The 13,676-nt window shown below is 36.8% G+C and carries 14 protein-coding genes; 12 read left to right on the forward strand and 2 right to left on the reverse strand.

The window, feature by feature from the left end; translation table 11 throughout:
• The 6 genes from AC59HC_RS02685 to AC59HC_RS02710 all read left to right on the forward strand — a co-directional run bounded on the left by AC59HC_RS02685 (position 1) and on the right by AC59HC_RS02710 (position 5,251).
• A complete protein-coding gene (locus tag AC59HC_RS02685; RefSeq protein ID WP_496557957.1) occupies positions 1-1,176 on the forward strand; it encodes a toxic anion resistance protein in 1,176 nt (391 codons plus the stop codon).
• A gap of 16 nt (positions 1,177-1,192) precedes the next feature.
• Positions 1,193-2,140, forward strand: coding sequence for a hypothetical protein (locus AC59HC_RS02690; protein ID WP_496557958.1), 948 nt, complete (start codon positions 1,193-1,195; stop codon positions 2,138-2,140).
• Positions 2,141-2,209: 69 nt separating this feature from the next.
• On the forward strand, positions 2,210-2,818 hold the full coding sequence (locus AC59HC_RS02695) for a TerD family protein (RefSeq protein ID WP_047428248.1): 609 nt from the start codon (positions 2,210-2,212) through the stop codon (positions 2,816-2,818).
• Positions 2,819-2,903: 85 nt separating this feature from the next.
• A complete protein-coding gene (locus AC59HC_RS02700; protein WP_496557959.1) occupies positions 2,904-3,944 on the forward strand; it encodes a TerC/Alx family metal homeostasis membrane protein in 1,041 nt (346 codons plus the stop codon).
• Positions 3,945-4,306: 362 nt separating this feature from the next.
• Complete coding sequence (locus tag AC59HC_RS02705) at positions 4,307-4,834, forward strand: TetR/AcrR family transcriptional regulator (protein WP_202843550.1); 528 nt, start codon at positions 4,307-4,309, stop codon at positions 4,832-4,834.
• A 3-nt stretch (positions 4,835-4,837) separates the two neighbouring features.
• Positions 4,838-5,251 carry a DUF1348 family protein gene (locus tag AC59HC_RS02710; RefSeq protein WP_411414321.1) on the forward strand — a complete coding sequence of 138 codons (414 nt, stop codon included), beginning with the start codon at positions 4,838-4,840 and terminating at the stop codon, positions 5,249-5,251.
• A 611-nt stretch (positions 5,252-5,862) separates the two neighbouring features.
• Here AC59HC_RS02710 and AC59HC_RS02715 read toward each other — a convergent pair.
• Positions 5,863-6,870, reverse strand: a complete 1,008-nt coding sequence (locus AC59HC_RS02715) for a catalase family protein (RefSeq protein ID WP_496557960.1) — start codon at positions 6,868-6,870, stop codon at positions 5,863-5,865.
• A gap of 296 nt (positions 6,871-7,166) precedes the next feature.
• Here AC59HC_RS02715 and bamJ point away from each other — a divergent pair, with 296 nt between their 5' ends.
• From bamJ to AC59HC_RS02740, 5 genes are all read left to right on the forward strand, one after another.
• On the forward strand, positions 7,167-7,601 hold the full coding sequence (gene bamJ, locus AC59HC_RS02720; RefSeq protein ID WP_052198510.1) for a BamJ family beta-barrel-assembly machinery protein: 435 nt from the start codon (positions 7,167-7,169) through the stop codon (positions 7,599-7,601).
• A gap of 134 nt (positions 7,602-7,735) precedes the next feature.
• Positions 7,736-8,686 carry a hypothetical protein gene (locus AC59HC_RS02725; protein ID WP_202843542.1) on the forward strand — a complete coding sequence of 317 codons (951 nt, stop codon included), beginning with the start codon at positions 7,736-7,738 and terminating at the stop codon, positions 8,684-8,686.
• 65 nt (positions 8,687-8,751) lie between these two features.
• The gene (locus tag AC59HC_RS02730) at positions 8,752-9,162 is read left to right on the forward strand and encodes an Rrf2 family transcriptional regulator (protein WP_202843540.1); all 411 of its coding nucleotides are present in this window, start codon (positions 8,752-8,754) and stop codon (positions 9,160-9,162) included.
• A 59-nt stretch (positions 9,163-9,221) separates the two neighbouring features.
• On the forward strand, positions 9,222-9,875 hold the full coding sequence (locus tag AC59HC_RS02735; protein WP_227942311.1) for an NAD(P)-dependent oxidoreductase: 654 nt from the start codon (positions 9,222-9,224) through the stop codon (positions 9,873-9,875).
• A gap of 17 nt (positions 9,876-9,892) precedes the next feature.
• Positions 9,893-11,065, forward strand: a complete 1,173-nt coding sequence (locus AC59HC_RS02740; RefSeq protein ID WP_496557961.1) for a MoaF-related domain-containing protein — start codon at positions 9,893-9,895, stop codon at positions 11,063-11,065.
• Positions 11,066-11,367: 302 nt separating this feature from the next.
• Here AC59HC_RS02740 and AC59HC_RS02745 read toward each other — a convergent pair whose 3' ends face one another.
• Positions 11,368-12,393: a M23 family metallopeptidase gene (locus tag AC59HC_RS02745; protein ID WP_343641781.1), complete on the reverse strand. Its 1,026-nt coding sequence runs from the start codon at positions 12,391-12,393 to the stop codon at positions 11,368-11,370.
• 225 nt (positions 12,394-12,618) lie between these two features.
• On the opposite strand from AC59HC_RS02745, the gene AC59HC_RS02750 reads away from it, so the two are divergent.
• Positions 12,619-13,659 carry an NAD(P)H-dependent glycerol-3-phosphate dehydrogenase gene (locus AC59HC_RS02750; RefSeq protein ID WP_343641820.1) on the forward strand — a complete coding sequence of 347 codons (1,041 nt, stop codon included), beginning with the start codon at positions 12,619-12,621 and terminating at the stop codon, positions 13,657-13,659.
• Positions 13,660-13,676: the final 17 nt, after the last annotated feature.

Consider the following 13,676-nt stretch of genomic DNA (forward strand, 5'->3'; position numbering starts at 1 on the left):
ATGGACAATCAGGAAAATCAACCCATAGATCCGCTGGGATCAATAGAACCCCTTAAAACTTTTGAGCCGACTCCAATGGCTCCTCCTACTCCGGCTCAGCCCGCTCAGAATGCGGCGCCGGCTGTTCTTGTGGATAGAGAGGGAAATGTAAATCTGACACAGCTGCAGTCAGAAGAACGTCAGAAATATGAAGTTCTTGCGAACTCTATTGACGAGACCAACCCAGGTTCCATCGTGAATTTCGGGGCAGAGCTTCAGAAAACATTAACCAACCAGAGTGACAGCTTCTTAGGAAATGTAAGAAGATCAAACTCAGGAGAAGTTGGTGGGCTTATCAACGACCTTTTGGTAGAGCTTAACTATGTAGATGTAGAAGAACTTAACGGAAATAAAGTGAAAAGCTTCCTGAGCAAATTGCCATTCATGAAAAAGGTAATGACTCAGGTAGAAAATCTTTTTGCAAAATACGATAAGATCATCAACAATATCGATCAGATTTCTTATAAAGTAAATGCGGGAATTATCACCTCTACAAAAGATAACGCTGTACTTCAAACTATTTTTGAAAGCAATGTGAATTCTATCAAGCAGATTGAAGAGCTTGTCATTGCAGGTAATATCAGAATGGAAAGAGCGGCAGGCGAGCTTGCTCAGATGGAAGCTAATCCGCAGATTTACCAGGATTATCAGATTGCAGATAAAAGAGATTTCATTGCAAGGCTAGACAGGAGAATGGCAGATCTTAAAGTGGTGCGTGTGATTATGATGCAGTCACTTCCTCAGATCAGACTCGTACAGAACAACAACGTTTCTATTGCTGAAAAGGCACAGACGATTCTTACCACTACACTTCCGGTTTGGAAAAACCAGCTTTCCCTTGCGGTAGCGATGTACAGACAGCAGCAGAATATTGAAATCCAGCAAAAAGTATCTTCTACTACAGAAGAGATTTTAAGAAAGAATGCGGAACGCCTTGGCCAGAATTCAGTAAATGTTGCCAGAGCCAACGAGCAGACTATCGTATCGGTGGAAACATTGAGAGAAACAACATCAATGCTGATCAATACATTGAATGAAGTGAAACAAATCCAGAAACAGGGAGCTGACAACAGAAGAAAACTGGATCAGGATCTTCAGACATTGGAGCACGAACTAAAAGCAAATGTCAGAGGTTAATTTATAGGATACCAAGGTGGGGGATGATGCAGCAACCATATTGTCGCAAAGCAAAAGAAGATTAACAAAGCTTAAGCTTCTCGCTAATTTTTTTGAACATATTGACATCATATCAATTTACATCAAAACTGATATTATCCACAATCTGTTCCAGGAAAATACGGCTTTAGATTATAATAAACTGGAACTTTTCCACCTGCAGTATACCGACAGCCTTATAGAACTTCTGACTAAAATTAAAAAGCAGAAGGAAAATGACATGCTGGCGGTCATCAATGAAATTAACATCAACAGTAAATATATTTCAGGTTTTGAAGAAAGAAGGGTAGATAGTTTTGAGACCGACAGAAAAATGTACAGCGGTGTCTTTTCCCAGCACTTAAAAACAGTGTATAAAGACCTGACGGAAGATCGTTTTACGGCCAATTGGGACAATGTACTGTACTTTCATAAAAAATATGCCCAGGAATTTTACAGATCGGAGGCAGATGAAACACTGTTGAAACCTGATTCTTTTCCTTCCTATCAGTATAAAGAATATTCCATTGAAAGGAAACTGTTGGGAAGGCTTAATATACAGGGGTTTAAAGTCCGTTTCGTATGTGGTTACCTTATCGGAACCCACGATTATGAACTTTTTAAAATCTTTCAGTCTGATGATTATTTTATTTTCAGTGTAGACGAAAAGAAATTGTATCTTTTCGACAAAGAACTGGATAAGCTGGATATTTCCGAGAATCAGTCTAATCAGAGTTCCATTATTGATCAGCTGAGAAGTAAAAATGATCAGCTGGAACATAGTATGAACGAAAGAAAGCGTACTTTGCCAGCTGAAGTGGAAGGCGTTCTGAAAGATTATATTAAAAATCTGGAAAATATGGATATTATGAGTAAAATCTTTGACTTCGACGAAGAAACGAATATTCTGCGGGCAATGCTTAATTTGAATTTGAATAATAACTAGAACGAAATTTGAAAAGCAAAGAAGATTACCTTTTTTGCAAAAAAGTAAATAACAACTAAACATAGAAAGATGGCTATCAACTTACAAAAAGGTCAGAGAATTAACCTTAAAAAAGAAAATGGAGCTGAGCTTTCCCAGGCTTGTGTAGGAATCAACTGGGGAGCAATCGAAAAGAAAGGATTTTTCGGAACAAAGAAAGAAGCAGTAGACTTGGACGGAAGCTGTATTTTATATGATTCAAACAAAAACGTTACTGAAGTAATCTATTTCGGAAATCTTAAATCAAGAAACGGATCTGTAAGACACAGTGGAGACGACCTTACCGGTGACGTGAATGGCGATGACGGATTGGATAACGAAGTAATCACGGTAGACTTCAGCCAATTGGAACCGAATGTTGAGCATGTGGCAATGGTTTTGAACAGCTACAGAGGCCAGGATTTCGGAACTATTCCTTTTGCTTCTATCCGTATTTATGAAGGATCACCTACCAATGTAAGAGAGGTTTTTGCAAAATATGATATTGCGAATGACGCATCTTTCAGCGGACATGTTGCCATGGTAATGGGTGTTTTCTATAAGAGAAACGGAGAATGGAAATTCAATGCTATCGGAGATCCTACAGCGGATAAAAAGTTGGAGCAGACAATCCAGACGGTACAGATGAATTATCTATAATCAATTGACAATCAAAATATAAATAAAATAGCAATATTTGTACTCTGTGCATCTATTGCTTTTATCATATAATAACATAACTCAAGTGGAACATCAAAGTATTTTAGAACTGCACCCTGGTCTGGTGTGGGGATTTGCAGTAACAGTCGTTATCATGCTGCTCCTGGACTTAGGGGTATTTAATAAAAAAAGTCATGAAGTCTCTTCCAAAGAAGCTACCATCTGGTCTATTGTATGGATCTCGCTTTCTATGGTTTTTTCAGGAGTGGTCTATTGGGTATTCAATACCGACGGAAGCCCTGAAAGCCATGCTTTGGCAGTAGAGAAATTTACACAGTATCAGGCTGCCTATTGGATTGAAAAGGCATTGTCTGTGGATAACTTATTTGTATTTATCCTCGTTTTCGGATTCTTTAAAGTTCCGAAATACCTTCATCACAAAGTCCTTTTCTGGGGGATTATCGGAGCGCTGATCTTCAGAGCCATATTCATCTTTGCAGGGGTAGGATTAATCAATCTGACGTATCTTCCTGAAATGAAAATATTCGGTGAGGCAGTGAAAATCAATGTGGTCATGACTTTATTCGGATTATTCCTTGTGTATGCAGGAATCAAATCCTGGGGTGATGGTGATGATGGTGACGATGAAGATTACAGTAATACAGCAGGAGCAAAACTGATCAAGAGTTTCTGGAAAGTTTCAGATAACTACGATGGAGATAAGTTCTTCACCATCCAAAACGGAATTAAAATGGCAACTCCTCTTTTAGTAGTAGTGGGTGTTATTGAATTTACGGACGTTCTTTTCGCTGTAGACTCCATCCCGGCGATCTTTGCAATCTCAAATGACCCGTTTATCCTTTATACATCAAATATCTTTGCTATTTTAGGATTAAGATCATTATATTTCCTGTTAGCGAACTTTATTCATATGTTCAGCAAACTTCCATATGGATTGGCGATTATCCTGTCCTTCATTGGAGTTAAGATGCTTATTGCGCCATGGATCCATATTCCGTCTCCGGTTTCATTAGGAATCGTAGGAGGTGTATTGGTGATCTCTGTTCTTTTATCCGTTATCTTCCCTGAAAAAGAAGAAGAGAAGAAAGAAGAACTGGAAGAGTAATCCTATTTAAAATATACTATTAAGCCTCTGGAATCTATTTCTGGAGGCTTTTTCTATTCATATTCTTAGTTGGACAACGCAAAGGCGCAAAGAAGATAAAAATTATGCTGCTTTTAAGACACAAGAAAATCGAAGATTTTCAGCAAGATTACTGCGCAATTACCGGTTTCATTCAAAGCCTTTCTTAGCATTATTAAGTTTTATCGGAGATAAAATCTTTGCGCCTTAAATATGTTAAATCTATAAAAATTTAGCGCCTTTGCGCTTTCCAAAATTCTCAAAAAAAAAATTAAAAATAAAAACAGACAGACTGGTCTGTATGTAATTTTTTTTCATACATTTGTTCCAGAAAAGAAAAGCATATGAAATCTCCAAGAGAAAGAATAGTAGAAATAACCTTCGAATTGTTTGCAAAACAAGGGTATAATTCTACCGGAATCAATCAGATTATTTCCGAAGCTGAAGTTGCCAAGGCAAGCTTTTATCAGCATTTTAAATCCAAAGAAGATCTGTGTGTAGAATTTCTGAAGGTAAGACATGAATATTGGTTTGGTGAGCTCAATCACTTTATAGCAAAAGAAAAAAGCTTAAAATCCAAGATCATCAATGCTTTCGATTTCCTCGTGTATATGAACGAAAAGGAAAATTTCAGAGGTTGCAGCTTTCTGAATATTCTGTCGGAGATCCCCATGGATAATACTAAAATACTGAGCGTCATTCAGTCTCATAAAGCAGATCTGAGAAATTTTTTTTTAGAATTGCTCGATGATAATGAATTTTCGGATCATGTCTACATGCTTTTTGAAAGCAGTATCATAGAAAGCCAGCTTTTCAAATCCAATGAACTCATTGAAAAATCAAAAAAAATAGTGACCAATTTAATACAATAAGTTATGGAACAGAAACATCCGCTTCCGCCTTTCACTCTTGAAACGGCCCTGGAAAAAATTCAACTCGCAGAAGATGCCTGGAACAGTCAGGATCCTGAAAAGGTTTCCAAAGCATATACCATCGATAGCGAATGGAGAAACAGAGATACCTTTGTGAATGGGAGAGAAGAGATTGTAGTATTTCTGCAGAAAAAATGGGAAAAAGAGCTTCATTATAAGCTTAAAAAGGAATATTGGGCACACACCGACAATCGTATTGCCGTTCGTTTTGAATATGAATATCAGACTCAGGAAGGAAAATGGTTCAGGGCTTATGGGAATGAAAACTGGGAGTTCGATGAGAACGGGCTCATGGCAAAAAGATATGCCAGTATCAATGATCTGGCGATCAAAGTAGAAGATAGAAAGTTCAGATAAAATAATAAGAAATTATCTCAAATTCAAATATTTGGTTTTTGTCATTGACTACGTCGAATCTTTGATTTCTGATGAAGGAAGAATCTTAAAGATAAACAATGATATGAGATTCTTCACCGATGGTACTGCTAACGAGGGAGAGTAGGTCGCCGTCAGTTTTTATTTTATTTTATTTTTTTTGTTTTGTTTTATACCTATACCAACACAGCCCAATACATGAGCATAAGTAATAAGTAATTCACCATTATCATTCATCATTGATCACTTATTATTAACTTAACACTCCAATTGTCACTCCGTAGGAGTCTCAACAAAGTATTAGCACATAACTGAAGTATTACTTCACTTTTTAAATCTTTAAAACTCTAATCAATGTGGCTGGATTTCTACAGAATGACACAGTAGGAAAGAAGCAGCACAAATGAATGAGAAAGACGCCGTTGAAACTCTAAGTTTTAAACTTTAATAAAAGAGGCTGGATTTCTGAACTGCGTTCGCAGACTTTCAGTCTGTGTTCAGAATGACACTCCCAAGAAATACTCTTTTTTAGATAAAATCTTTATAGCTGCACTCAAAAATTCATCATTTAAAACTCATAATTCATCATTAATCTAGCTGTTTTTCCCATGCAGCAGCTTATTGATCTTTCTTCTCGTCTGTAGGGAAACCTTATAAGCTTCATCACGCAGCTTTTGTATTTTTCCTACAGGCTGAAAAAATATTTTACTCTCAAAAGGATTGAATGAAAGAAGTTCAGTGTTGCAGTTACGGGAATCCAGCAAAGAATCTTTGTCGATTTTTACTTCGCCGATTTTAATAAAAGGAGAGTTTTTCCACTCCACATTCAGTTTGTTGACAGGCTGGTCTTTCAGGTCATAACATATCTGTATCAGGACATCTGCAGTAAAGTTGTGTGTCTGCAGATAGTTTTTTAAAGAATCCTTGACCTTTTGTTTTTTTCCAATGTTCTTATCCACAGATTGAGGAGACAGTTTTATTTTGATGATATGATCTCCAAGCCGGTAAGCTCCTATAGAATGATAGTCGAAGGAAAGAATAAAATCATTTCTTTTACGAAGAAGTTGAATCATATTACGAACCATATCAGCTGTTAGCAGGGAAGGAGTCATTTTAATCATCTGAAGCAGCAGGGTAAACAAACTGCTCCATTTTTTGGTGTAAAATCTGTTGACCGCCGTAAACAGTTTCAAAAAATTTGAAACAGAATTTATAGGAAACAGGGGAAAATTCACCAATGGATAATTGGCAAGAAGCCCACCGTTTTCATTCTTGATCTGCACTGCAAAGCCGTAGGCAGGAATATCCTTTCTTGTATTCTTAATTTTCAGCTGAGCATTGGAAAACCGTATAGTAAGATCAAATTTTTCCTTATCAAAAAAAGGCTGCAGTGATTCCGGAATATCAGATTCTATCCTGAATGTACCTTTTGCTACCGCATACGTTTTGGCATGGGCATTTCTGGTAGCATAGTTGACATCGCTGATGGAAGAGGATTGTTCAACAAAATCTGCTATTGTTTTTTTATTGATTTCCAGAAGCTTTTTTTCCTCTTCATTCAGTTCATCAAACTTCTTATTATATTTTAGTGGATTTGGCATTTAGTTTTTAAAATCCAATTATAACGCCAAGTTTCGAAATCTGTGTTAAATAAGTATTACAAATATTTGAATTTTGTGGAAAAGCTCTTTGAAAATCAAAAATGTAAGACTATATGATTAATGAATATTGAAAAATAATCTTTTTAACTTGTTGATTATTAGTGTTTATTTATTTTTAATGAGAATGAATTAAAGTCACTTTGTTTGAGAGGAAAATTCTTCAGGCTTTTAAACTTCGCTTATCGTGCTCCCATCTTCCAAACCCAAAAAGCCTTATCTTTGTAAAAAATTATAATATGGGAGTAGCAGATATGTTATTTAAACGTAAAAAAGAATTAGCAGAAAAAAACCTGAAAGACGGTAAAGAATATATGGAAGAGTATGGTAAAAGAGAAAGCGTTGTGCAGTTACCAAGCGGCTTACAGTATGAAATCATTACAGAAGGCGACGGCCCGAAACCAGGACCCAAATCTACTGTAAAATGCCACTACCACGGAACTACTATTTCCGGGAAAGTATTCGACAGTTCTGTAAAAAGAGGTACACCTGCATCTTTCCCTTTGAACAGAGTGATTTCAGGATGGACGGAAGCACTTCAGTTAATGCCTGTTGGCAGCAAATGGAGATTAATCATTCCTCCACACTTAGCGTATGGCGATCAGGAAATCAGCAAAGAAATCGGGCCTAACAGTACGCTTGTTTTTGAAGTTGAACTGCTGGATATTAAATAATCCTTCTTAAAAATAGATTAAAAATTTACCTGATTTCAGGTAAATTTTTTTATTTGTATTATATTCGTATAGGAGAATTGGGAAAATGGAGAAATTTATTTTGCAATATACCTGATAACACAAAAAATCACTGAATGAAAAAACTTTTTTACCTATTGATTGTTTTCGGGCTTCTTACTTCCTGTGTTTCCAGGAAGAATCAGGCTATTCAGCAGAATATTCTCACCCTGAAAGACAGCTACTGTAAAGCGCCGTTCAAATATAACTACAGCAACAAACTTCCGTCTTATAATTCAGATTCTATATTGGCAGCCAATAAAGAATTAAAAGAAGTATTTTCTGATCAGAGTATTCTTATCTTAAACGCACTGGATAATCTGGATGAAGTTCATCAGATTATTGATCTTAAAAAAGATTCATCCCTTGCTTCCCAGGTTAAAGTTTTACAGTTGAAGACAAAAATAAACAGCAAAATAACGATTGCTCTTACGGAACTGGATGCAGTAGCCGCAGAGTTCGACTGTGAAGGAGAAAGAGTAGCCCAGATTGGAAATTATGTGGATAACTTAAATTCATCAAGAAATAATAAGCTTATTTTATATTCAATTGTTGCAGGAGCAGCAGCTTCAATAGCAGGAGGAATTGTACATGATCAAGGCTGGAGTAATGCCATCGATATTGGCGGAGGGGTTCTGGGAGCAGGTTTTGGACTGGCAACCCTTAATCCAAAAGGGAAAAAGGTAGAGTTTATTCACCAGAGAAACCTTTTGAGAGATATCTGGAAAGAAAAATTAGAGTCTCCGAATTTTCCCCCTTTTATCTGGTATATGTACACAGAGAAAAAGTTTTCCAATAAAGAAGAGCATTCCATTATAGGGAATATGAAACAGAGGTGGCTGCATTACCAGTTTGATGATAGTAAGGAAGCGGCGGATAAATCTGTGATTTTCAGTGATGGCGGGTTTTACAGGGCTGATGATCTTCATAACCGCGCTGCTATGCTGAATCAGATGCAGTCGGCAACCCGTACCATTAATCAGAATATCAATTATCTGTTACTGGATCTGGATAAACTGATCCTTTAAGAAAAATTTAACTGTAATAAATTTTGTTACATTTAAAAAATGTGTATCTTTGCCCTGTAATTACAATGAACAATACAAGATTTGCTACGGCAGTACATATTATGACATTATTGGCGAAAAGTCCTCAGGAGTGGCTTACTTCTGACTGGATGGCCGGTAGTATCAATGTGAATCCGGTGATTATCCGAAAGGAGATCAGCGTATTGAGAGAAGCAGGCCTTATTATCAGCAGACAGGGAAAAGAGGGAGGAAGCCAGCTTGCAAAGAATGCTGAAACGATCACTATTTCCGAGATCTATAAAGCAGTAAAAAATACAGAAGTATTAGGTAAAAAAAATCAGAATCCCAATCCGGCATGCAGTGTTGGAAAAGAGATCAACAATCATTTAAATACATTATTTGAAGAAACAGATCAATTGGTGGTAAACTTTTTAGGAGACAAGTCATTACAGGAATTCACTGACCAGTTTGAATAAAAATTTTTTAGCCTTAAATGTAACAAAATTTATTACAATTTAATTAAAAATAAAACATTATGAAAAAAGTAGCAGTAATCGGTGCAACAGGATTTGTAGGAGCACACGTAGTATCAGAATTAGCAGACAGAGGATATGCTGTAGAAGCATTGGTAAGAGATGCATCAAAAGTGAAAACACAGGAAAATGTAACTGCAAAAAGTGTTGATGTAAACAATGTAAACGAACTGGCTGAGGCATTGAAAGGAAGCGATGCCGTAATCAGTACATTCAATGCAGGATGGACCAACCCTAACCTTTACAACGATTTTTTAAACGGTTCCGAGAACATTGAAAAAGCTGTAGAACAGTCGGGAGTAAAAAGACTGATTGTAGTAGGTGGAGCAGGAAGCCTTTACACACCGGATAACGTACAGATTGTAGATACTCCTGATTTCCCGGAAGCTTACAAACCAGGGGCAACAGCGGCAAGAGATTATTTAAACAAGATCAAAGAGAATAATACGTTGGATTGGACATTCTTCAGCCCTGCTATCGAAATGAATCAGGCTAATGTAGGAGAAAGAACAGGAAAATACAGAACTTCACTGGAAACTCCGGTATTTGATGAAAACGGAAGAAGCCGTCTTTCTGTAGAAGATGTAGCGGTAGTGCTGGTAGATGAATTGGAACAGAACAATCACATCCGTGAACGTTTCACAGCAGCTTACTAATCTATAAAAGAACAAAAATGATACAAAAAAAATTATGGTCGGTATTAGCACTTTTGGGATTCATCAGCATATTTGCAGGGAATCTCAAAGTGAAAGTTTATAATCCGGGAGCCAAAGCTATTTTTCCTATTACGTCTACCATTATTTATGGAGATAAAGATGCGATACTTGTAGATGCCCAGTTTCAGAAACAGTATGCAGAACAGCTGGTAAAAGAAATAAAAGCAACAGGAAAGAACCTGAAAACCGTTTTTATTTCTCACAGTGATCCGGATTTTTATTTTGGATTGGATGTGATTAGAAAAGCTTTTCCTAATGCTAAAATTATCTCAACGGCACAGACTGCTTATCTTATATCAGCTTCAAAAGATGATAAAATGGGAGTGTGGAAACCACAGTTGAAGGCAGATGCACCATCGGAAATTATAATTCCTGAAGCAGTTACTTCAATTCCTGATCTTGAAGGAAATAAAATTGAAATCAGACAAAACCCGGAAGATCCGGCACACAGTTTTCTGTGGATTCCTTCCATTAAAACCATTGCCGGCGGGATTTCAGTTTCTGTTGGCTCACATCTCTGGATGGCAGACACTCAGAATGTAAAAGCCATTGATCAATGGATAGGGCAGATTGATGCTATGAAAGGTTTGAAACCGGAAAAAGTTATTCCTTCTCATTTTGCAGAACTTTCCACATCACCACAATCTCTTGATTTTGTGAAAAACTATCTGGAAAATTATAAACAGGCAGTAACAGAGAACAAAACTACATCTGCAATTGTAGATTTTATGGTAAAAAAATACCCTGATCTGCCAGGAAAAGAAGAACTTGAAATGGGAGTAAAGGTTTATCTTAAAGAAATGGACTGGGATCTTAAATCACCCTATCCGGTAATCGGAAGTAAAGTGGAAGTGGACTTTGGAGAAGTTAAATTCATTCTTGATTTTAAAGATAACAAAACCATGACGTTTACAGGAACAGAAGGAAGTTCAAAAAACAGTACGGACACTGTAGAATATACTGCAGTAGAAGTAGCAAAAAATGTTTTTATGGTATACTGGCATGAGCCGCACCTTGGTTTCAATGTAACCCATATTCAGGATTATAATAAAAATATCGTGTATTCAAATATTGCAGGTCCGGACGGTACATTCACCCATCCGAAAGGAACGCTTAAAATCTTAAAGTAAAAAAACAGCTGCCAATGCAGCTGTTTTTTTATATCATAAGAATTAACAATGAAAATATCCTTAAGCTTCATTAAATCAGCTTGCTGATTCCAACTTTGCCTCCTTAGAATCAAAAGAAAGCAAATTAAAAACTTTGAATTAAAATATTCTCTCGCAGATTTTATAGATTTTGAAGATCTATGATCATGAGAATTATATTCGTGATTCGTTATATTCGTGCTCTTCGTGTTTAAAAAAGACCTCTAAATGAATACTTTAATTTTTAAAACCAAAAAACTGCCTCTCATAAGACAGTTTTCTTTTTATAGATTCATAAACAATTTCGGGTTAATCGGAGTATTGTTTTTGTGTACTTCATAATGCAGATGAGGTCCTGTAGAACGCCCTGAATTTCCGGATTTCGCAATGACCTGGCCTACTTTTACTTTATCATTCACCTTAGCAACAAGTTCAGATAAATGTCCGTATAGTGTGGCCAGTCCGTTTCCGTGAGAAACAATTACACAGTTTCCATAGCCTCCTTTTTGTCCGGAGAAAATGACTGTTCCGGCAGCGGCGGCTCTTACATCGGAACCATAGGCCACAGCAATATCCAGTCCTTTATGAAACTGCATCTGATCAGCTTCAGCAGGTGGATTGTTTTTTTCAGCAATGGTAGTTTTTGCAGTATTACCCGCAACAGTTTTCGTTGTAGAAGGAGCTGGAGCAGCAGCTACAGGAGCCGCTTTTGGAGTAACCATTACTTTTACTTCTCTTTTATTTCCATAGCTGTCAGTAAGCTCTACAATTTTCTCAACGGGTTCGGCTTTTACTTCAGGTTTTGCTGCTGCAACGGCAGCTGGCTTTGTCTCAGTCGCTGCACCAGATTTTACCGAAGCAAAAACAGTTTTGAACGGGATAGGATTTTTTCTTATCCCGAAATTGGACGAAATATAGCCGTCAGTAGGCATTCCTAGAGGAACCTGCATCAGTTTTTTCTGAAGATCCATCAGATACTGGCTGTATCGGTTAGCCTGCTTGGAAAGATAAATAGAATTTGAAATACTGTCCTGGCTGAGCATCATCAGCTTTTCGTTGGTAATGTCTTTGGACTTCAGGAAAGAGTTGAGCTGGGCAACAGTCTGATCTACAAGAGTAAGATCAGTTTTCATTTTTAGATAATCTACACTGTCTTTTTCAGTGTTTATTTTTACAAGGTTCACTTCGTAGGTTTTGTCATCTCTCTCAGAAAAGAGCTTGGCAATGAAGATACCCTGTGCAAAAACTACTAGTAAAAGTCCTCCCAGGAGAATGTTTACGTTCTTCTTGCTGCTTAGAAATTTTTTCATATTTCTTCTCTTAGTCAATTTAAAACGGTTTTGAAGCTGCAAATTTAAATAAAAATAAGTTTTGTGAGTTATTTTTATTTAAAATTCAGTTTTTTCTGTATTTAACGGCTAATTAACTATTTAATTGTGTTGAAGTGTTAATTTTTTCAGAAAATGGCTTTTATCATAGTTTCAAAGCCCGCGTTACGTCTTTGTTTTAATATCTTTGCAGTTCACATTCCAATTATGGCTAAAAAGAAAATTATTTCAGCATCTTCGAATCCAAAAAAGAATAAAAAGGATATTTCTGTAGGAGTTGTAGGAAGCGGAAGTTTTGCAACCGCTATCGTAAAAATGCTTGTTGAAAACTGTAAAGTTGTACACTGGTGCGTAAGAAATGAATTTGTAAAAGGAGCTATCGAGCTGCGCGGGCATAACCCAACCTATCTTACGGCGGCACATTTTAATCTTAAAAGTTTAAAACTGACAACAGATATTAACGAGCTGGTATCTGCCTGTGATGTTATTGTGCTGGCAACACCGTCTATTTACCTGTCCGATACTCTGGATAAGATGACCTGTGATTACTCAGATAAAATCTTTATCTCTGCAATTAAAGGAATTATTCCAAAAGTAAATGATGTGGTGGCGCATTATCTGCGTGATGAATTTAAAATTGGTTTCAGAAACCAGGCTGTTATTGCAGGACCTTGTCATGCCGAAGAGGTAGCCATGGAAAGACTTTCTTATCTTACGATTGCAGCAGTAGAAGATGAAACCGCTGAAAAACTTGAAGGAATATTCAGTTCAGATTTCATCAAAGTGCATACGAGTAAAGATATTTTAGGAAATGAATACAGTGCAATCCTTAAGAACATTTTTGCCATAGGAGCAGGAATTGCCAGTGGATTAGGATATGGAGACAACTTTACAGCCGTATTTGTTTCCAACGCAATCCGTGAAATGGAAACTTTCCTGGAAGCTATTTATGAAGCACCAAGAGATGTGAACGAAAGTGCCTATCTGGGTGATCTTTTGGTAACGGCGTATTCACTTTTCTCAAGAAACAGAAACCTTGGAAACCTGATCGGAAAAGGATATACCGTGAAGTCTGCCATTCAGTCCATGAATATGGTAGCAGAAGGATATTACGCAGCAGATTCCATTTATAAGACAGCGAAACAGAAAAACCTTAAACTCCCGATTATTGATACGGTATATGCTATTTTGTATGAAGGTAAAAATGCTGAAAAGCAGTTTAAAAAACTGACCGCAAAATTGAATTAAAATGGAGCTGGAATAAA

The organism is Chryseobacterium sp. DZ-32, from assembly GCF_059587025.1.

Coding starts and splice junctions, on each gene's coding strand:
- AC59HC_RS02685 (WP_496557957.1), top strand. CDS start 1: ATGGACAATCAGGAAAATCAACCCATAGATCCGCTGGGATCAATAGAA.
- AC59HC_RS02695 (WP_047428248.1), top strand. CDS start 2,210: ATGGCTATCAACTTACAAAAAGGTCAGAGAATTAACCTTAAAAAAGAA.
- AC59HC_RS02705 (WP_202843550.1), top strand. CDS start 4,307: ATGAAATCTCCAAGAGAAAGAATAGTAGAAATAACCTTCGAATTGTTT.
- AC59HC_RS02710 (WP_411414321.1), top strand. CDS start 4,838: ATGGAACAGAAACATCCGCTTCCGCCTTTCACTCTTGAAACGGCCCTG.
- AC59HC_RS02715 (WP_496557960.1), bottom strand. CDS start 6,870: ATGCCAAATCCACTAAAATATAATAAGAAGTTTGATGAACTGAATGAA.
- bamJ (WP_052198510.1), top strand. CDS start 7,167: ATGGGAGTAGCAGATATGTTATTTAAACGTAAAAAAGAATTAGCAGAA.
- AC59HC_RS02725 (WP_202843542.1), top strand. CDS start 7,736: ATGAAAAAACTTTTTTACCTATTGATTGTTTTCGGGCTTCTTACTTCC.
- AC59HC_RS02730 (WP_202843540.1), top strand. CDS start 8,752: ATGAACAATACAAGATTTGCTACGGCAGTACATATTATGACATTATTG.
- AC59HC_RS02735 (WP_227942311.1), top strand. CDS start 9,222: ATGAAAAAAGTAGCAGTAATCGGTGCAACAGGATTTGTAGGAGCACAC.
- AC59HC_RS02740 (WP_496557961.1), top strand. CDS start 9,893: ATGATACAAAAAAAATTATGGTCGGTATTAGCACTTTTGGGATTCATC.
- AC59HC_RS02745 (WP_343641781.1), bottom strand. CDS start 12,393: ATGAAAAAATTTCTAAGCAGCAAGAAGAACGTAAACATTCTCCTGGGA.
- AC59HC_RS02750 (WP_343641820.1), top strand. CDS start 12,619: ATGGCTAAAAAGAAAATTATTTCAGCATCTTCGAATCCAAAAAAGAAT.